At 38.4% G+C, this 20,113-nt stretch carries 21 protein-coding genes and 1 pseudogene; 6 read left to right on the top strand and 16 right to left on the bottom strand.

All coding sequences use genetic code 11. The features are described from left to right. The 5 genes and pseudogenes from F6K27_RS26765 to F6K27_RS26745 form a co-directional block, all read right to left on the bottom strand. Positions 1-201, bottom strand: a pseudogene (locus tag F6K27_RS26765) (ABC transporter permease); the annotation flags it as partial. Between the two features lie 336 nt (positions 202-537). Beyond that, positions 538-1,650 (bottom strand): AI-2E family transporter, encoded by a 1,113-nt coding sequence (locus F6K27_RS26760; protein ID WP_287275541.1) that lies wholly within the window; start codon positions 1,648-1,650, stop codon positions 538-540. Positions 1,651-2,340: 690 nt separating this feature from the next. Continuing rightward, positions 2,341-3,186, bottom strand: coding sequence for an Npun_R2479 family HD domain-containing metalloprotein (locus tag F6K27_RS26755; RefSeq protein WP_124145258.1), 846 nt, complete (start codon positions 3,184-3,186; stop codon positions 2,341-2,343). Between the two features lie 780 nt (positions 3,187-3,966). Continuing rightward, on the bottom strand, positions 3,967-4,284 hold the full coding sequence (locus F6K27_RS26750) for a transposase (protein ID WP_287275540.1): 318 nt from the start codon (positions 4,282-4,284) through the stop codon (positions 3,967-3,969). Between the two features lie 15 nt (positions 4,285-4,299). Further along, entirely contained in the window at positions 4,300-4,533 is a 234-nt protein-coding gene (locus tag F6K27_RS26745) for a transposase (protein WP_287275539.1), read from the bottom strand. A gap of 366 nt (positions 4,534-4,899) precedes the next feature. On the opposite strand from F6K27_RS26745, the gene F6K27_RS26740 reads away from it, so the two are divergent. From F6K27_RS26740 to F6K27_RS26730, 3 genes are all read left to right on the top strand, one after another. After that, positions 4,900-5,079 (top strand): hypothetical protein, encoded by a 180-nt coding sequence (locus F6K27_RS26740; RefSeq protein ID WP_287300934.1) that lies wholly within the window; start codon positions 4,900-4,902, stop codon positions 5,077-5,079. Positions 5,080-5,106: 27 nt separating this feature from the next. After that, positions 5,107-5,469 carry a TOMM precursor leader peptide-binding protein gene (locus tag F6K27_RS26735; protein ID WP_287275537.1) on the top strand — a complete coding sequence of 121 codons (363 nt, stop codon included), beginning with the start codon at positions 5,107-5,109 and terminating at the stop codon, positions 5,467-5,469. A gap of 140 nt (positions 5,470-5,609) precedes the next feature. Further along, entirely contained in the window at positions 5,610-5,753 is a 144-nt protein-coding gene (locus F6K27_RS26730) for a DUF5837 family cyanobactin class RiPP (RefSeq protein WP_161564480.1), read from the top strand. 174 nt (positions 5,754-5,927) lie between these two features. On the opposite strand, the gene F6K27_RS26725 is transcribed toward F6K27_RS26730, so the two are convergent. Together F6K27_RS26725 and F6K27_RS26720 are read right to left on the bottom strand one after the other, a co-directional pair. Beyond that, on the bottom strand, positions 5,928-6,299 hold the full coding sequence (locus F6K27_RS26725; protein ID WP_287275536.1) for a hypothetical protein: 372 nt from the start codon (positions 6,297-6,299) through the stop codon (positions 5,928-5,930). A gap of 291 nt (positions 6,300-6,590) precedes the next feature. Further along, complete coding sequence (locus F6K27_RS26720; RefSeq protein ID WP_287275534.1) at positions 6,591-7,481, bottom strand: ABC transporter permease; 891 nt, start codon at positions 7,479-7,481, stop codon at positions 6,591-6,593. 697 nt (positions 7,482-8,178) lie between these two features. Here F6K27_RS26720 and F6K27_RS26715 point away from each other — a divergent pair. Beyond that, a complete protein-coding gene (locus F6K27_RS26715; protein WP_287275532.1) occupies positions 8,179-9,138 on the top strand; it encodes a CHAT domain-containing protein in 960 nt (319 codons plus the stop codon). Between the two features lie 302 nt (positions 9,139-9,440). Here the strand turns inward: F6K27_RS26715 and F6K27_RS26710 are convergent, their stop codons facing one another. Then, on the bottom strand, positions 9,441-10,190 hold the full coding sequence (locus tag F6K27_RS26710) for a hypothetical protein (protein ID WP_287275530.1): 750 nt from the start codon (positions 10,188-10,190) through the stop codon (positions 9,441-9,443). A gap of 361 nt (positions 10,191-10,551) precedes the next feature. Further along, the gene (locus F6K27_RS26705) at positions 10,552-11,373 is read right to left on the bottom strand and encodes a YaaW family protein (RefSeq protein WP_124144645.1); all 822 of its coding nucleotides are present in this window, start codon (positions 11,371-11,373) and stop codon (positions 10,552-10,554) included. Between the two features lie 127 nt (positions 11,374-11,500). On the opposite strand from F6K27_RS26705, the gene F6K27_RS26700 reads away from it, so the two are divergent. After that, positions 11,501-12,613, top strand: coding sequence for an NAD(P)/FAD-dependent oxidoreductase (locus tag F6K27_RS26700; RefSeq protein ID WP_287275550.1), 1,113 nt, complete (start codon positions 11,501-11,503; stop codon positions 12,611-12,613). Positions 12,614-12,845: 232 nt separating this feature from the next. Here F6K27_RS26700 and F6K27_RS26695 read toward each other — a convergent pair whose 3' ends face one another. From F6K27_RS26695 to F6K27_RS34070, 7 genes are all read right to left on the bottom strand, one after another. Next, the gene (locus tag F6K27_RS26695; protein WP_287275528.1) at positions 12,846-13,178 is read right to left on the bottom strand and encodes a XisI protein; all 333 of its coding nucleotides are present in this window, start codon (positions 13,176-13,178) and stop codon (positions 12,846-12,848) included. A gap of 173 nt (positions 13,179-13,351) precedes the next feature. After that, positions 13,352-13,744, bottom strand: coding sequence for a hypothetical protein (locus F6K27_RS26690; RefSeq protein ID WP_353736076.1), 393 nt, complete (start codon positions 13,742-13,744; stop codon positions 13,352-13,354). 290 nt (positions 13,745-14,034) lie between these two features. Then, positions 14,035-14,172 carry a hypothetical protein gene (locus F6K27_RS26685; protein WP_287275526.1) on the bottom strand — a complete coding sequence of 46 codons (138 nt, stop codon included), beginning with the start codon at positions 14,170-14,172 and terminating at the stop codon, positions 14,035-14,037. A gap of 42 nt (positions 14,173-14,214) precedes the next feature. Next, entirely contained in the window at positions 14,215-16,833 is a 2,619-nt protein-coding gene (locus tag F6K27_RS26680) for a HEAT repeat domain-containing protein (RefSeq protein ID WP_287275524.1), read from the bottom strand. 60 nt (positions 16,834-16,893) lie between these two features. Further along, a complete protein-coding gene (locus tag F6K27_RS26675) occupies positions 16,894-17,151 on the bottom strand; it encodes a type II toxin-antitoxin system RelE/ParE family toxin (RefSeq protein WP_287275523.1) in 258 nt (85 codons plus the stop codon). Beyond that, a complete protein-coding gene (locus F6K27_RS26670; protein ID WP_287243970.1) occupies positions 17,144-17,389 on the bottom strand; it encodes a hypothetical protein in 246 nt (81 codons plus the stop codon). Before F6K27_RS26670 ends, F6K27_RS26675 begins: the two co-directional genes overlap by 8 nt. A 288-nt stretch (positions 17,390-17,677) precedes the next feature. Further along, entirely contained in the window at positions 17,678-17,950 is a 273-nt protein-coding gene (locus F6K27_RS34070; protein ID WP_287275522.1) for a type II toxin-antitoxin system HicB family antitoxin, read from the bottom strand. Positions 17,951-18,314: 364 nt separating this feature from the next. On the opposite strand from F6K27_RS34070, the gene F6K27_RS26665 reads away from it, so the two are divergent. Next, entirely contained in the window at positions 18,315-19,520 is a 1,206-nt protein-coding gene (locus tag F6K27_RS26665) for a Coenzyme F420 hydrogenase/dehydrogenase, beta subunit C-terminal domain (protein ID WP_287275520.1), read from the top strand. Positions 19,521-20,113: the final 593 nt, after the last annotated feature.

The raw sequence follows: 20,113 nt of genomic DNA, 5'->3' as shown, positions 1-20,113 counted from the left end.
AACGTGGAGTCCAATAAACTCACCTGCTTGGTTGTGCCAGTAAATTTGAGTAGGTGGTAGTAGGGAACCATTGGGTTGAGATGTGTAGGGGTCGTATGGAGCAATAAAGTCAGCAGCAATTACTACCAGATAAAAAATTAATAGTAATAATGCACCAAATCTTGCTAAAGGATTTTTTTTAAGATTTTTCCACCATTTCATATTTAAGAAGTAAGAAGTAAGAAAATAATATCGCGTGTCCCCTCCAGGGGAGTTACCCTATCGGATAATTACTAATAATAAGGTTTTTGTTCTTAGTTGGGCTTTAGCCCTAATACTTATAGTAGTTTAAAATAAAAATGAGATGGATAAATCTCTTATTTTTAAGGATTATGTCAAGGTTAAGTGCCTCAATCTTAACTGGAATGATTATTGATTATAAGTATTGTAAAGGCTAAAGCCCTACTACGAGCCTAAAAAGTTAGAAAGAAGGAATAATTTAGGGATAAGGAAGGAGATAAAAAGAAAGAAATAAGGCGTAATAAGTTAGGGAGAAACTTATTGATTTAATTGTTTTATTTCTATTTCTGATACTTCATTTTCTTCATCCATAGGATTATAAAAGAAAGAGCCTGTTTGGGGTGGTAATTTTGGATTTAGCACCACTTCCACAATACTTTTTAAAACTCCAGTGAGCGGAATTGCTAATATTACTCCCAAAAGCCCTCCTATTTTACCACCTAATAGTAACGCTGCAAAAATAATTACTGGGCTAAGTCCGGTTAAATTACCCATGACTCTAGGGGCAACTATATTATCTTTAATTTGTTGGAGAGCGATCGCCACGATTAAGACTTTTAAAGCTAACCACCAATTAATAAATGTTACTATACTGCCTACAGTGCCAATGCCCAAAGTTGCGCCAATAAATGGAATTAATTCCATTACCCCGATAAAGACTGCAAATAGTAGAAAATAGGGAACACCAAGAAACCAAAAAGCAAAAGATAAAGTAGTTGCCATAAATAAACCTAATAACAACTGTCCAGAGATAAAACTTTGAAGATTAACTTCTAGGGATTTTGTAAATACATCTCGTACTTTTGGAGCAATAATACTTGTCAGATTATTCCAAACTCTTTCTCCATCTAAGAGCATATAAAAGGAGATTACTAAAATTAAAATTAAGTCGAAAAACCAGTTAACTGTGCCTAAGACTAAACCAAAACTGGTAGTAGCGATCGCCTGTATTTCTTCTTGAGCTTTTGCTGATAGTTGCTGTTGTAAAATCCCGAAATCAAAGGGTAAGTTATTATTTTTACTCCAGGTTTGAAATTCTGTTAATTGCCATCTGGCCGATTCTAATAAGTCTGGAAATTTCAACCACAATTGTCGAGCTTGGTTAAGAACTGGTGGAACAATAGTTAGGCCGATAACTAATATTATTAAAGCAGCCGTTAAATATACTAAACCTGCTGCCAAACTTCGGGGCAAAATTTTTTGTAGTTTAGATACTGGATAGTTTAACAAAAATGCCACTAATCCTGCTGTAATTAGAATACTAACTATTTCACCTACATAACTAATTGCCCCGATTGTCAACCATCCTGCTACTAATAATAATAACCATGTAATTAGAAATTGTTGAATAGGTGAAAATTTGACATTCATAAAGTTGGTAATTGGTAATTAGTAATTGGTAATAGCTTAGACAGCTTCAACATTTATCAAATCTCAGTTTTGTATATAATTTTAGCCTGTCACAAATTACTTCAAACTGATTATTGGAAATATTCACCTGAAATTTTTGTCTGTGAAAATTTGCAACATTATCTAAATCCATGATCTGGTATAAAATAATAATTAAAAAATTTAAGCCTTTAGAGGTAAAGGTTTTTAGGATTTAAGTAATTAGCCAATAATAACTGAATTTTGCATTATACCAATTCCCAAAAGTAACGCTATACTTAGGTCAAACTTCAGTTCTTAAGTAATTAAAAATAGCCGAATCACTTTTTTGCTAATTTTAGCCAAGTTAATGTTAATTATTCTTGTGTTTACCTCTACTCCACTCCCCCACTTCCCCTCCTGGGAGGGGGAGGGGCGAGGGGTGGGTCCCCTACTCATGAAAATGTAGAAAAGTTTTTGAGAAATGGTATTAGAGATATTTTCTGTTTCTTGTTGCCTATCTCAACAAAATTTTATAGCAGTTTAAGGAAAAGGCGCGGGCATATCAAAAGCTTAAAACTCAGACAATGCTAGATTTTTCGCTGCTTCTGTCCTTCCTTCTCTAGTAGATAACTAAACGCCTTCTTCCTCCTTCCTTCTTCCTTCTTCCTTCTTCTTTCTGCTCCCTAATTTCTAAACAGCAACCTTCATAGAAGAATCATGCTCTATTACAAATACATTGGAGTAAAGGTTAGCAATAATTTGCTTACCTTGCTGTGTTAGTGACAAATATTTCAGAGCATTTTTTATATAAGGAAGAACTCCTTGCCAAAAAAATTGCGGATAATTATCGCGCAGATCGCTAGGATTTTTATACCCTACTTTTTCATTGAAACCCATTTCCTCAAATTCATAATATAAAGAACAAATTTTATTGAGGTAGCGGGGGTCACTTAACTGGCCAATTAAATCTGCCGCTCGTACTAAACCAGGATGATTAACAGTATCTTGATGATCTGATTCTTTCGGAACAGGAAAGCGTGTTAACTCAATATTATGTTTAATTATTCCCACATCAATTAGTTTATGACCGCCAAATCGTTCATTAATAAATAATTTTGCCCGATCCACATGATAAGGAGTTAAACTAGCATCCGTACAACCTAATGGCAAATTAACCATTTCATCATCCCTACCCGTAGCGTACCATCCTTTTTTGTCTGCCCGACAAACTCCTTTTACATATCCGATGTCATGGCAAACTAAGGAAATAATATAATGTAACCAATCTTCGCAGGCAACTCCTCCTTCTCGAATATGTTTTCCCCGTAGAATTTCTTGGCCTACAAGAGTCACCAGAATTGTATGCTCTACATTATGGTAAAGGGCATCACTATTGGCAATATTTTCTAGTGCCATATTTCCTGCCCAACCAATAATTTCTTCGTAGTTAGATTTATGACCGCCGTAAGTGCGACGGTAGCCATCTTTAATTTTTTCGACAAATGAATTAATTAATATTTCAGTGGCATTAAACATATTTTTTTCTTAATTTGTTTTGATTTTTTTTAGGCTTTTCTAAAAATTGTAGTTGTCTGAGTTATTTTTTTGCTTTCTTACGTCATTTATTCTTACTTACTTAATATTATAAATAGTGCTGAAGTAATGAGACACAGAAAGCAAAATCAGGGTCATTTTTATATTCGAGTTACTTCATGGTTTAAAGAAATCTAACAAAACGATAATTTTTCTTTACAACATAAGTGTTGAGTGGTTATAGAAATGGGTGAAAGTAAATTGAGAAGTAAAATTATACCAGAAAATAGGCTTTGTTGCATGAAGGTGGCGATCACAAAAATCACCCCTGTAGAGGAATGAACTAGAATTGTACTTTGTAACTTTCTGGCTTACAATCTTGAATCATACGGTAATTATACGGTTGAGGAGGGCACATTGTATCAATATAGCGCTGTGCGCAGGCAACAGGCAACAGGCAACAGGCAACAGGGAACCCACCCCTAACCCCTCCCAAGAGGGGAATAAAAAAACGATAATATAAGATTTTTAGCTATTTGGCCACTCCTGCAATTTGTAAATATACCAGCGCTCATTGCTATAACTCCACTGCTTGATTGTTAAATTTCCGTCGTCGTAATTTACCTGCGAACATCACTTTGAGCCGAAACATTGTGGTCTCGGATCAGGAGCGTCGGTGGTAACCACTTTCATGCTTCCATTTCTTTAGTCCTATTTGACGAATGCGTCTGAGGTTCTCATCTCTGGGATGGGGTGGAGCTTTACAGTTGCCATGTTGCCCAATCACGGCATTTTTTCGTGGAGGAATCGTGATTTTTGCTCCTCTTTGACTAGCCTTTTCATCAGACTTATACTTGTCGTATACCCCGTTCCTGATACTTGAGCTATCTCTCCTTCTAGAGCATCTAGTAGCTCGGAAAATGCTTCTTCATCACTAACATCGTTGGTACTTACCATAGCAGTAGCTATCTCCCCAGTTGCCTCCGAAACCCCCAAATAGAGCTTACGCCATGTCCGACGTTTGCCCACACCATGAATTCTAGTTTTCCATTCTCCCTCGCCATACACTTTGACCCCCGTAGGGTCTAGTACCAAGTGCATGGTTTCTGTTGCTGATCATATAGGTATCTTGATGTTCAGTTTACTCAAGCGACGACACAAGGTACTATGGTCTGGTACTGGCAAGTCTATTCCCATCAATTCAAATATAGATTCCAAGAAACCCTCAATTTGTCGTCCTGCCAAGCTAAACAAAGTAGCAAGGGTAGCCAGCTCCATGGCGACATTGCTATAGGTGTTGGATGCTCCCCTACGTCCAGTTTTGTTCTGATTGAGCCACTGTTCTATCACTCAACCACAACTTGCGAAAATTAATGAAACCGCAGTCTGTGCTCATCAACCTTGGTTGCTGGCAAAACCTGTGGGAGGGTTACTGTAGTTAGGTTCGATATTTGAACCAGAAGATACCGGATGTTGGGATTAGACATCTGGTAAAAATCAAAAATCAAATCAATTATCACACAGAAATTATCAATTCTTTCCCCTCCTGGGAGGGGGAGGGGCGAGGGGTGGGTTCCCTACTGCCTACAGCAAAGCTGCCTACTCCCTCATTTGGAGGAGATGTGTAATGTTTAGCTCAACGTTTGCGCGGTCATCGGGAAGTTGAAGCTGCAGTTTTGCGACAGAAACAAAAATCTCTTTCGACCAAAAAATCTAGTGCGAGTAAAAGAGAAATTTCTGGATGTCTCCCTACTTCTTTATGGTTACCTACCTTCAACTATGGCAACTGCCATCAATCTAATAACCACTGAAGTTGCCAAATGGATAGTACAAAGATGTGGGGTGGAAATGCCTAACTTTACTACCCTCGCTGGAAAAGTGATTACCTTTAACTAGACAAACCTGACCACAGAAACTCATATTTTGAGTAAACGACCTCAATGTCAAGCTTGCGGCGATCCTAAATTACTCAAAGACATGGCATTTTATCCTCTGACTCTCACCAGTCGCAAAAAACATTTTACCTCTGATGGCGGTCATCGCGTATTCACTCCCGACCAAACAACAAAACGCTACGAACAACTAATAAGTCCCGTTACTGGAGTTGTCAGTGCTTTAGTACGAACCTCTGACCCAAATAATTCTCTAATCCATACCTACAATGCTACTCATAGTTTCGGTAGTGCCAAAACCCTCAGTGCTTTGCGTCGTTCTCTTGGTCATAAAAGTGGAGGAAAAGGTAAGAGCGGAAGTCGAGGATTTAAACCCAAGCTTTTAGCGCGCTGAAAGCTGAGTGCTGTTTGCAGAGCATTCCGGTACGGAAAATGCTGATAGCTACTTAAGTTAAGCTCATTAACTTGACAGTAGTGACTCATAAACCTAAAATGCAAGCAAATTAAGCTAAAAATACACAGAGGAATAATCCGATGGCCAAGAAAAATCTGATGCCACAACAACAAAAGCCTGTGATTCGCTTGAACATTGAAAAACCTATAGAGGGACTTGAAGAAGAAAACCTGACTACTGGTTTCGCCTCCAGGGAGGAATCAGCCTTACAGATGTTCCTATGATAGTGACGCAGAATAACCCTGCTCCATGGAATAATATAATTCAGTCGATCCTCATACAATGCGTAAGGGCGAATGGTTATTCGCCCCTACAATACAATTATAGACTCTTATCTTTAAATACTGATTTGAGGAACAGAGCGATCGTTGGAATAAATAACTATACTATGTGGTCGATTAAGGATTAACTTCACTCTCACCTACGGTAGAAGCAGGAGTATCACCGACAGCATTCTGTGATGGTTCTATTAGCTGCTGCTGTTTATTGCGAAACTGCGTCGCTGCATCATTAATACTGTCACGTTGTTCGAGCATATACTCTTTCATATTCCGGTTATTTCCCAGTCTTGAGTTATGAATAATGTCGAACATATTCAACCCACCGGAACCACTGAAAGGATCTGGGTTATCTACGGTTTGCAAATCCTTTAGAGGATTAACTGTATTAGTTTCATAAGATTCAGCAAAAGATGGCTGAGGTAGGAATATAGTTATTATTCCTGTGGTTAAGGTGCTAAAAATGATTTTTGTCAAAAGTTGAGTAGACATAGGTCGTATCGTCGTTTTTTTAGGAAACTTTAGATATATAGCATACAACTTTTTTGGTCTGTTTGAAGAAGAGATATTATTTTACGGTAGCATTAGATTATTGGGGAGGGGGCGGGTTTATCCAAATTTAATGTTGAGCAATTAACTTAACGTGGAACCCACCCCTACCCGATGCAACATTTTAGGAGTCTAACGCTACTACATTTTTAGCGTCAGAACGGTTTTAACCAGAGGTAATTATCAATTATCCATGATCAATTATCAATTAATGAACCACCCGATCGAATCAATTTAGGCAAACCGACGACGTAATAAAGGCTGAATTGCTACTAAAGTCACTACATCAAAGACCAAAAGTACCAACAATGCTGTACCAAAAGAAATATCAGCAAAAGGTGTTTCCATGATTATACTACCAATAGACCAGTCACTATGTAGATACAAATAGCGAATCGGCTCGATCGCGTAAGTCAAAGGATTTAAACTTGCCACTACCTGTAACCAATTAGGCATAAAAGATAGAGGTGCTAGAGCAGTACTAGCAAATAGTAAAGGTAAGTTAGTGACAAAAATAACTGCCAAAAGTTCAATGTGACCGGGTAAAGCAAAGGCCAGACCCAAACTTAAACCTGTCACGCCCAAAACCAACATTAGGACAATCAGGGCGATGGTAGCTAATCCTAATGTACCAGGTAATCCAGCGCCCAAAAATGCACCAGCACCGATGATTATTGCTGACTGAATCAAACTCAGAGTGACAATAAAGGTTGCTGAAGCTAAGACAATAGAAAAGCGGGATGTTAATGGAGCCACCAATAGGCGGTTGAGAAAGCCAAATTCTCGGTCAAACATGACTGGCAAACCAGCATTAAGAGCACCTGCAAAAGCGGTGAAGACAATAATACCAGCACCGAGAAATTGTCCATAGTTTTGACTTTCGCCAAATAAACCTTGAGGTACATTTTGGAAAAGTGCCCCAAATAGGATTAACCACATCAGGGGTTGGATAATTCCAGCTATTAATGTCGAAGGGCGTCGTTTTAGTTGGATAAATAACCGACGGGTTAATGCTAGAGTTTCTTGGAAGAAATCTCCTACTACAGAACCGGAGGTTAAAGATGTCGTTTTAGTGTCAGACAACTGACTAATATTTGGTTGGGAAGGAGTAATAGTACCACTCATATTAGACTTTAGATATTATTAGTGCAGAATGTATGGACAAAAGATAATACGACAATGTGGAAGTTAAAGATTTTTAACTTATTATTAATATTTTTCCACTGTATGCTAATGACTTTTGCTCAATACACTGGTAATTTTAACACTGCTATTTAGAAATGGCAGAATAGCAGAAGGAAGAAGGAAGAAGAAAGAAGGAAGAAGGAAGAAGCAAAAGTCTTGCTTTGTTTGAGCTTTAAGCTTTTGATATGTCTGCGCCCTTTGCTTCGACTGCTATAGCAGAAGGAAGAAGGAAAAACTTAGCGTTGTCTGAGTTTTAAGTTTTTGATATGTCTGCGCCCTTTGCTTTGACTGCTATAATAATTATTAAAAAATATTGAAGATATAGCAGGACAAAGAATGTAGGTTGGGTTAAGCGCTAGCGTAACCCAACAAACCCAAAATGCTTCTTGTGTTTAGCTGACTCAACTCAACCTACACAGATACAAGAGGAGTTGTTGGGTTTCCTGCTGATACCCAACCTACACATATATCAGGACTTACGCACGGACACGCTTATCGAGTGAGGGCGGCATTCGGAGCTTTGCGGAACGCGCCATTTGAGGGCGAATGGCATTCGCCCCTACCTTAATTTGGGTTTTGCCACCCTTCCACAATAGCAACTCCCACATTACAGCGGTTTTCATATGAATAAACCACAATGTTCAAACATTCCCCATGGCATCATCTTCAGTCCTACATTCCGCACTTCATGGGAGAATTTCTCCAACAACTCGCCCAACGCTTACAACTAAATCAACTTATTACCAAACATCTCACAGACATCAAAGAATTAATTATTGTGCCTCATATATTCCTGCATCAAATTCCATTTGCTGCTTTACCCATCACAACAGAAACTGTGACCATCGCAGACAACCTACCTATGGATAATACCAAAGGCATGAAATTTAATCCGCGCCCCACTCAAACCCAAACCACAACTATATCCAAAACCTATCTAAGTGACAAATTCCGTTTGCGAGTCGTATCCAGTTGTCAAATACTCAGCTATTGCGATAACCGCAATAAAAGCACTGACTCCCCAAAAATGGGAATAGTCGAAAATGCCACAGGCGACCTCGAAGGTAGCGAGTACGAATGCCAAAACCTCGCGCAAATGTTCCAAGTGCCGAATAACCTGCACCTCAAATATCAACAAGCAACAGTAAACAACTACCGTCAACTGGCAAAACAAGTACAAATTCTCCATTCGAGTCATCACGCTAGCGCCGACTTAATCAACCTCCTAGACTCAAAACTACATTTATTTGATGGGGATGTCACCCTTGGAGATGTGTTTACCTGGCGTTTACCAAAATTAACTGATGTCTTCCTCTCCTGTTGCGAAACTAACCTCACTTTTAGCAACAAACTTAACGACGACATTCTAAGTATTGCAGCAGGTTTCCTCAGTGCAGGCGCCCTGAGTGTACTTAGTACATTGTGGTCAGTGGAAGACAAATCCACTGCTGAGTTTTGCCAGTTATATTATCAGTTCCGCAACCAGGGAGAAACTCGCCCGGAAGCATTACGAAAAGCTCAGTTTGAACTTCGGAAAAGGGAAAATTTCAAACATCCCTATCATTGGGCAGGTTTTGTTTCTCAAGGGTTAGAGTAATTAGGAGTCAGGAGTCAGGAGTCAGAATTTCAAAGGCTTTCAGTTATAGCAGGGAACAGGGAACAGGGAACAGTGTTCAACAATGAATAATGAATAATGAATAATGAATAATGAATAATTACCTCTCCTTGAAAAGAAGAGGATTGACAAATTCATGAAAATTTTTTTTTATTATCCCCTTAAAAGGGGAGGCGCATACCCACAATTTTTCGGTAATACTTATGGGGACTGTAGCAAAAACAAGTTCAAAATATAAATTTGATTTTGACGAAAAGGACAATATCACCTAAGTCCTAACAAACTTAAGTAATTAAGGTACTTTGTTCAACATTTATCATCCTTGCATAGAGAATTTGCTCATTAATTTCTAGATTATTAATTAAGCTTAAAGAAGTTACAATACCATCGCCTATTAATTCTCCTTCTATCTCTCCATACTCGACCTGCAAAATAATATTATCTGCCCGTGAATCATTAGATACACTATCCGGATCTTGCCAGGTTCCCAAACCACTAATTTCTGTTGTTGCTTTCATAAAATTTAATGATTTAGATTTGAATCTGGGCACAGTTAATGTTAATAATTCCTGTTCAATTCTCGTAAATTTAACATGATTACTTTCATCCCCAAATAGTAGTGCAAAAAGCACATCCTTAGCTAGAATAAGTAATTCATTACCCTGGTTACTACGATATTTTTCTGTTATTAAGTCAGTTCCTTTTTCTGGAGGATTATTAATTAAATATCCAGCTTCTATTAGGTGATTGCGGTCTCTTTTTTCATGCTTTTTGAGGAAATAATCTAATTTTTCTCTATCCAGTGCCATATCTTTTAGGCGTTCTATTCTTGAAAGCCTCTCTTGAGCTTTTTGTTCTTGAATAGCTTTAATATCTTTCTTTTTTATATATAAAGAATCTAAAGTTAAACGTATAATTTGCTCAATTAACCATTCTCGGTCTTGTTGTACTAAATAACTGCGTAATTTTTCCTCGAACTGAGGAGCTAGCTCTTCTTTAACAGAACTAACTATACCTTGAATATTCATACTCATTTCTGCTCTCCTAAGCACTGGTAATTCAAACAATAGATTTGTTTGGTATTTTACTCATTCTATAATATAGAGCCACTTTATAGATATTGATTGATAATTTTAAATTTCTTCTACTATAATTTTATTTCCTAGTTCAATTACTCTAATGGCAATTTTCTGTAATTACTAAATTGAACTGCTATTCTATTCAACTATATGTATATAGTTCTAATAATAATTAAATTGTTTTAGAGCTTTATATAACTCTAAAATAAAACCTAAATTATAACGCATCCTTCGCTCTCCAATCCAAATCGGCATTTTTGCAGAGGTCTATTATCCATCATCCGTACATCCGTGGCATAATCCGTGTCTAGCCACCCTAATTCAACAACCGAATCTGGGCCAAAACAAAAACAGCAGGAATCACACGGCCATAATTTGTAGCGATCGCTCTCCAACCCAAATCGGCCAAAAACCAAGTCCACAACATCGGGCCTAAAAAGCTTAAAGCTGTCCGCGCTGCCCCATAACGAGCTGCACTTATGGCCATACCTCGATTAGCCATCTGCATAGTTATGTGACTTTGAAACTGAGCTGCTGCGGTTGCCCCACCCCTAACTAATGCTGCTTTTGTTACTTGATATTTAGCAAAATGAATGGCAAACTGACGGGCAAATTCCTTAAGTAAAATGGGTTTCAAAATCGAACTCACGGCCAAAGCACTACCACCTTTCAATAGTAAACTTAATGGATTTTTTTGTATTAATATTGGTAAAGGCTGAGGCACATTAGATTCGGCCAGGGATCGACATATACTTTGGCTTAAGACCTCTTGTTCTGATTTTGGTAGGCGTTTCCATGCCTGACCTAAAACATGAAGAAATACCTCTGCTTCTAAATCTATAGTTGAAAGCTCTTGAGAGTAGGAAATTTTCAGATAACGACAAATTTTGATTAAGGCTTGCCGATAGGTTATTTGTTGAGTGCGCCCTCGCAATACCGTCATGCCATCTGCCACCAGATAACAAAATCTTTGCTCTAGGGCGTCTAACCAGGCATCGCGATCGCGACTTTGTACATCTATGGGTAGAGGAGTCTGGAAATAATCCAAAGGATTAATTCCGCGCCCAAACAAAAGTTCTGTTAACTGCTGTAACTCCTCTTCTGTTGCTAATTCTAGTGCTGCTCTTAGTTCATTCAACTTACATTCCTCCACACCCACCAAGCATGACTTAGTTATAATTACTCTAGTTTGAGAGGCAAATTACCGAATTAAGGTTGAGTGCCAAGTTATTATAACATAACTATCTATTGTCGCCAGGAAAATGATGATGGGATCGCAACAATTTGATGTTACAGTAATTGGTGCTGGTATGGCTGGTTTAGTCTGCGCTCAACAACTCCAGCAGGCTGGTTATTCGGTGGTGGTAGTGGAAAAGTCTCGGGGAGCGGGGGGACGGATGGCAACTCGCCGTGTATCAGGAACTCGTGTAGATCATGGGCTACGTTATCTTGAACCCAAAGGTAAATTTTTGCAACAATTAATTAATTATCTAGAAAGAAAAAAAAATGGCCTTTCTTCCCAGCACATTCTGCAACTTTGGACTGATAAAATTTATGAACTAATTCAACCCCAGGGGTTAATACTTCCTATTACCAAAGATTGTTATATTACGCCCCAGGGAATGAACTCTGTGGGTAAATTTCTTGCCCAAAATTTAGAGGTTTGGTTTAGTAGGCGAGTGGAAACTATGCAGGCGACAGCAGACAAAAATTGGCATCTGAGTCTGGAAGTTACTAATAATGCTGCGACTGAAAAACCTGTAGAAGCGATATCTAAAGCAGTTGTTGTAGCTATCCCTGCACCTCAAGCGTTAATGATTTTAGAAAAACCTGTTGCTGAAACGCCACCGGAATTTCTCAATAATTTGCGTTTTGTGGAATATGACCCATGTATTACTGTGATGGCGGGATATTCTCCTGCTCTACAGGAAAATTTACCGGAGTGGCGATCGCTTGCTTTTCCTAATGATGACTATCTTGCTTGGGTGGGTGTTGATAGCAGTAAACGCCCTCATTCTACTCAACCTGTGTTTGTCGTTCAAAGCAACGCCAAGTTTGCCACTACTCATATCGACACCACAGACTTACAACCAGTGGGGCAAGAATTACTAGAGTATACAGCGCAACAGTTAATGCCATGGTTAAAATCTCCAGAATGGTTGCAAGTGCATCGGTGGCGTTATGCTTTTTGTCGTCAACCTTTAGCTGTTTCTTGTCTGACTACAGAGTTGCCTTTGCCATTAGTAGGTATAGGTGACTGGTGTGGCGGAGATAATATTGAAGGTGCTTTCGCTTCTGGGTTAGCAGCAGCAAATTGGGTCAATAGTCAACTACAGAATTTGTCGTTACCAGGGGAAAGTTTTTTGAGGGGAATTTAATCCTGTATAGCAGGCAACAGGCAACAGGCAACAGTGGGAAAAACATTGCCTAATCTAAGATTTATCATTAGTCTATGTCCTAACCAACTCGTTCCTTGCTATATTATTATTTTACTTCATTAGTTATAGCACTACGCAAATAGGTTAGGACATTTTTAAATGCTCAAACTCAGTCAGATATTACTTTTAACTTTTGACTTTTGACTTTTGACTTGCGCGTAGCGCTGTAGTCCTAACCGATAGCTAACCCGCTAAACTGTCGCCGATAGGTAGATTGAAAACCCAAAACTATATCTGTCTTGGGCACACCTGCTGCTAACAACTCGTCGGCAACGCCGATATCGGTACAATCTTGTTGTATCCAGATTTTCCCATCCTTAATATCCACATGAACTGTGGTCCCATATACCCGTTTGTGGTTGTCCCAACCTAGATTAACGACTAGATAGCGATCGCGCACCGTATCGAAAACAGCTTCTACTTCTGTATCTGGAGAGATATCTTCTCCTAAGAAACTTTCGGTCAAAATTTTTTGCACCAGTTCGGGGTAATTTAGTTTTTCCATGTTACAATTTCCTGCTTGTTAGAGTCAAAAATTAGTAATTTTAATTTCGGTCGATTTTTTGTTTTTTTTTGATATTATAGCAATTAATTTATTCTTTAATGGTGCGTTACGACAGATTGTTAAATGTTTTTCATAGTCTCAATTTTCGCCGTCTAACGCATCTACAAATTTTGCTACTTTGGCAAATTACTGTTAATTCCCAGGGAGAAAATTTTGGGAATTTTCTCTAAGTTATTAATAAAGTATTCTGTTAGATCGATGTGAACTTCTGCATTTTCTAATTTTAATAATTTCCAAATATTCCCAGTGGTGACGACGCCGTAAATGGTGGAAATTTGATTGCCTTGTTGTTGATTAAATATTTGTGCTGCTATCATTTCTGCGAGACATTGCCCTAACCCGGCATTTAAGTTTTCTTTTTTGGCTTCTACAATGGCAAAAACTGGAGATTTAATAAATAGTTGTTCTGGGTCTAGACTAATGAGAAAGTCACAAGTACCATTTAATCCTCTGGCAGTATCGACGTTAAATTCTGTTCCGGAAAACAGGCTAATTTGATTATTCATGATTTTCCTGAATTCTATTAAAATTGGGGCGATAATCATTTCCGAACGAGCTTTTTCTGTATTAATTGCTAAAGCTAATGGTAAGTTATTTTGTAATATTTGTTTTAAAAAATCGCTTGCTTTGACTTCTGGAATGTTGGCAAGATAATCGACTTTTTCATTGATTTTTAAGGAAAATTATTGTTGGATTTTAGGTAATGTTAAATCACTGTAATACATTTGATTTTTGCTCCTTGAATGTGTAGTTTTTTGTTGCCTGAAAAACTATTAAAATCCTCAAATTTAGGTACCTATAATTGATATTTTTCCTTAATATAATCGACCGAACCTGCACCAAGTTCTTGGAGAAAACGTAACATTCCTACAACACCTAATGAATCTATTAGTGCTTTGTATCCTTGTTGTCTAATTTCTGTTAATTTCATCATTTTTTTTCTGTAAAATATTTGTTAATTGAACAACTGGGTTTTCTAGTTTTCAGATTCTGAATTAATGCCTAACTTTTCTAATGCTTTTTCAGCAGAGGAACGTACAAATGAATCAGTATCTCGAAGTAAGTTTGGAAGTAAAGGTAAAAGAGCTTGCACCACAGCTTCAGAAGCATTGCCTAAGTTGCCAAACACCTCTAGAGCACAAGAACGCACCCATGCCTCTTCATCTTGAAGTAAAGGTGAAAGAGCTTGCACCACAGCTTCAAAAGCATTGCCTAAGTTGCCCAACGCCTCTACAGTAAAATAACGCACCTCTAAATCTTCATCATGAAGTAAAGGTAAAATAGCTTGCACTACAGGTTCAGAAGCATTGCCTAAGTTGCCCAATGCTTTTACAGCAGATTCACGCACAGATAAAAGGTGATCATGAAGTAAAGGTAAAATAGCTTGCACCACAGGTTCAGAAGCATTGCCTAAGTTGCCCAACGCCTCTACAGTAAAATAACGCATCTCTGAATCTTCATCTTGAAGTAAAGGTAAAAGAGCTTGCACTACAGGTTCAGAATCATTGCCTAAGTTGCCCAATGCTTTTACAGCAGATTCACGCACAATTGAATCTTCATCATGAAGTAAAGGTAAAAGAGCTTGCAACACAGTTTCAGAAGGATTGCCTAATTTCCCTAACGCATTTACAGCAGAAAAACGCACCTCTGCGTCTTCATCTTTTAGAAATTTAACAATATCAAGAGCAACAAATTTAGCCACCGAACCACTAGCTCCAATTTTTTCCAGATCGTCTACCTTATCTTGTACCGTTGCCCCTGGAGCAAACAAATTGCGGACAAGCCTTTTAATTCTTTGCCTCTCTAACTCTTTTTGTAAAGCTTCCAAATCTAATCCTGCTAGTTTCCCAATTTCATCTGCTACAAAACTGGGTACTCTCACCTCCGAACCTTTTGCCAAACAACAATCTCTCACTGCTAACAAAAAGCCTTTAATTTCTTCCTTACCCAACTTTTCCTCTGCTGTTACCAGAAACTCCCGCCACTTTTCCTCTTCATCCTTATTCTGCTCTACCAAATATAGTGCAGCCAAATATTCCGCCAACGGATCGAGAGCAAAGCGAATTTTGTTTCTGTCTTTTCTTTCACCATATCCAATAGACTTAAGCAGTCGCAGATGTTTCTCAAAATACTCAAGACATAAAATTGCATCATCTCTCCCCAACTCGTCAAAAGCTTTAACCACTGCTTCCCGCTCCGCATAGGATGGTCTATAATTTTCCTCCAAACATTTCCAAGCAATTAGTTGAGCATCCTGTTTAATTGTAGGATGTTCGCTCTTAGTCTCTCTTTCTCCTTGACGGTTCAACTTTTCTAAATGGTTAAGTATCAGATCGGGAATATTGTCGAGAGAACGCTCCGAGGTCAAATTATTTTCCTTACTATTAATCATCTTCTCAGCATAAAGCTTTGCCAGCAAAACAGTAATAGTCTTTTGTTCCCCAACAATGCGTGCAAGTTGAGCGCATTCGTGTAAAAATTCTTCTTGATCTGCCTCAAACAAATGCCACTTAACGCACTCCTTCAAATACTGCTCGATAAAATAAGCTAACTTTCCTCCATCAAACCGAAGAGTTTTAACTTTAATATCAATACCCCGGAAATTTTCCTCTATTCTAGAAGTGACAATTAAAGCATTTGCCGGAAACTCTTTCGGATCGGGATTAAATTTATCTTGAGTTTCCTGACTCAGCTCCGAATAACCATCTACAATCAATAAAATTCGGCGCTGTCGCAGGAGTTGTTTAACCAATAATTCATCAACTATCATTTGTTCGTTATCGATCAACTCCTGAATTTCTGCCATCATTGCCTCCATTATCGGTTTGATGCCATCCCCAGTATTATCAATTTCCTTCTCTATTAAAACTGGTAACATCAAATGTTTAGCTAAAGCTTTAGACTGATGCTGTTTTTTCATTGCCCATTTAGCAATTTGACAAGCAATAGTTGTTTTTCCTGAGCCTCCTTCACCCCAAATTAACAGCCGCACTCGCTTTTCCTTTTTAAAAGGTTCGCTCAAGGTTTCCGCTGTCAGTTCATCAATTTCCTGAGTATTTAATTCAACTGGAAGTGAAACATAATCTTTTCGCTCCGAAACAGTTTCGTTCTCCAGAAACTTCTTTTGAAAAGTCTCCAGATGTTTTTCAACCCAAGCATCTAGTACCCAGGGGCGATACTTGAGAAAAAGTAAAATACCAACAGGTAGTTTCAGCTCTGGAGTTTTGGGTGTTTCCGGTATCTTTAATTCCGCAGGTAGCTTCAATAACCATAGGGGGCGAACCCAGAGAACTAACAAATACAAACTCATCAGCGCAGGAATTAAAATTAACCACCCTTCCCAGTCTTTCTCATCATCAGAATTTTCCGATTTTTCCTGTGTTTTTTGTTCGGTGGGTTGACTTGTCTTTTTTGGTTCAAGACTAGCAGTAGGTTGAGGGTTAGGCTTAATATTTTCTTGGGCAAAGACTAGACTATTAATTTGCTTAGTGCTTGGGTATAATGGAGACAAACTTGTTACTATTAAAGGCAAAGAAGTAGACACCAGAGCTATTTTCAGCACAGCTAATAAGGTCTGTTTAGGAGGCTTGACCATAAATTAGAATACCCAAAAAGAGAATTTTTGAAAGTATATTATAGCAGTACAGCGACCCTCTTACTTATAAACATCTCCCCGAGGACCGATGACCGTGACAATATAAGCTAAGTTCTCCTGGTCTTCTATAAACAGCACCCGGTACTTACCTACTCGCAACCGCCATTCGGGACGACCTTTGAGGGGCTTAATGTCTATCATTGTTCGGTCAGTTTTTAGTAACTTCAGACCCCGAAGGATGCGCTCTTGGTCTGGTAAAGGCAAACGTTTTAGGTAATTCTCGGCAGCTTTGAGAATTATTAAGTTCCACTCACTCAAGCTTCCTCCCAAATAATTCTAATTCTAGTTCTTGGAGAGATTTGCCGCGATCGCGACCTGCTAAGTAATCTTGCCATGCGGTTTCGCTGGCAGCTATTTCTGCGGGAGAAATGAGTTCTTCTTCTGTCTCTGCTTCTATGGAGTTCTCCACTATTGCTTTTAATTCTTCTAATAGTTGGAATTGTTCGGCCTTGGTAAGGCGGTGAATTTGACTTACTACTTCCTTATAAATAGGCATAGACTTCTCTACTTTCCTTTTGGCTAAGGCTATTTTTATCCATATTGTATTATAGCTCTAATTGCTAGCAATGACAACTATTTAACCGCATTTAAGATAAAAATTGAGCCTATCAAATGTGCTTGGTTTTGGCAGGAGCGATCGCTTTGGAGTAACTATAAAGTCACCCACTCATCAAGGGAGATAGGACGAGCGATAATTTCCTCAATTTCTCGAATCATCATCGTCAATCCTATCTGTTTTCAAGGAGAGGTAATTATTAATTATTAATTATTAATTATTAATTGTTCAAAGGGTGTCCACCGGATCACGGGTTGGTTCCTCGTTCAAATTGATGTTGTTAATAACTGGCAGAGCATGACGGAGTTTCAACCCTATTAGAATCCAATCTTCTAAGGTCGAGTGTAACTCATTCTCGCACTGGCGCAGTGTGGGTGCAAATGCGATAACGCCTTTGCAGGATGGAATTCTACCGACGAAAGTGCCATCTTCGAGTTTATCGTAAACTGCTTCGGACATTGCTTCGTCTATATATTGGCTTAAAATGTAATTTACGCTCATTACCGAACCTCTTTTAGTTTCCTGCTAAATTTGGGAATATCCATCGGTTGTCTTTGAGAGATTACTACAATATTAGTTCTAACATGGGGGAGAAGATTTGGGAACGGGAGATTTTTGGCGTTCCATATTAAGAATTTGTCAATAGACCTCTCCAGAAAAGAGGGAACAGGGAACAGGGAACAGGGAACAGGGGAAACCCACCCCTAACCCCTCCCAGGAGGGGAGTAATTGATAATTTATGGATAATAATTGATTTTATTTTTGATTTTTACCAGATGTCTAATAGACCTCTCCATACTGATAACTGATAACTGAAAAGTGGTATCCTAAATAAAAGTGACTCAGTTTAAAAAATCAATTTTCAATGACTATCTCAACTCCAAACACCCCCAAACACAAGAAAGCTAAAGCACTTAGACCTGGTGCCCGTCGCCCTGCAAAGGAACTCTGTAGCGAATGTGGTTTATGCGATACATATTATATCCATTATGTCAAGGATGCTTGTGCATTTCTTAATCAACAATTTGACAACCTCGAACAACAAACTCATGGACGCACTCGCAACCTAGATAATGATAATGAGACTTATTTCGGCGTTCATCAAGATATGATGGCAGCTCGCAAAAAACAACCTATTGAAGGCGCACAATGGACTGGTATTGTGAGTACGCTCGCCTGTGAAATGTTGAATCAAGGTATTGTGGAAGGTGTTGTCTGTGTGCAAAATACTAAGGAAGACCGCTTTCAACCGATGCCAGTTATTGCCCGGACTCCAGAGGAAGTATTGGCAGCAAAAGTGAATAAACCGACTCTTTCTCCTAATCTTTCGGTATTAGAAGAAATTGAAAATTCTGGCATGAAAAAACTGTTAGTAATTGGGGTTGGTTGTCAGATTCAAGCATTACGAGCGGTGGAAAAACAATTAGGTTTAGAAAAGCTCTATGTTTTGGGGACTCCCTGTGTGGATAATGTGACTAGAGAGGGTTTGCAAAAGTTCTTGGATACTACGAGTAAGTCACCAGAAACTGTGGTGCATTATGAATTTATGCAAGACTTTCGAGTACATTTTAAACATGAGGATGGAACGATAGAAAAAGTGCCATTTTTTGGGTTGAATACTAAGAAATTAAAAGATGTTTTTGCTCCTTCTTGTATGAGTTGTTTTGACTATGTAAATGGTTTGGCAGATTTGGTCGTGGGATATATGGGAGCGCCCTTTGGTTGGCAGTGGATTACTGTTAGGAATGAGACTGGAAAACAAATGTTAGATTTGGTGATGAATCAGTTAGATACTCAACCTGTAATGTCTCAGGGAGATAGAAAAAATGCTGTTCAACAAAGTATTCCGGCTTATGACCAAGCTGTTACTTTGCCGATGTGGGCTGCAAAATTAATGGGAGTTGTTATTGAAAAAATCGGTCCTAAAGGTTTGGAATATGGGCGGTTTTCTATTGATTCCCATTTCACTCGTAATTATCTTTATGTTAAGCGGAATCATCCAGAAAAATTAGAGGCTCATGTGCCAGAGTTTGCCAAGAAAATTGTAGGGCAATATAAGTTGCCGAAATAATTTTTTGTTTGTAGTTTTGCTCTAGTCCTTTATACCAATTTGATAAATGTTTGCTACATTTTCTTGAGCGGGGGAGTGGAGCAGGGTCAATTTATTGTCACGCTTAGAAAAATTGATAGGGAGATGGGGAGATTCTTAATATTTGCACAATTAAATGTATTTCATATCCATATAAATATTCTCTGACGACAATGAATTAGCCCTGGGGGAGTGGGCAGGTGGGGGAGAAGTAAAAATAAGAATAATTAACAATAACTAGCTAATAATTATCAAAAAAAGTCATTCAGTCTGTGTTAATTACTTAATATAGCAATTCTCATATTGGTGAGGTACGCGCATTCGTTTGTTTTAGGGAGTAGGGAGTAGTAATTCGAGAAACAGGGGATAGAAAAAAAGAAAAACAACTGTATATCACTAATTTGAGAAACGCTATAAAACATTTTTATTATGGCTAATTAATCAGACTTAATATTAGGGCTAAATAGGGCTTGCTGATTAAATATAAAAGCATTGACATATAAAGACAAGTGCCTTTTTTGGAATGAAAAAAGTGCGCCTGTTTCAGTCTAAAACGCTCAAAAAGTTAGTATTTT

This window comes from Okeania sp. SIO2F5 (genome assembly GCF_010692685.1).
Lineage (GTDB): Bacteria > Cyanobacteriota > Cyanobacteriia > Cyanobacteriales > Microcoleaceae > Okeania > Okeania hirsuta.
Note: the sequence above shows the minus strand (reverse complement) of the source record. Positions and strands in the feature narration are given on the sequence as shown.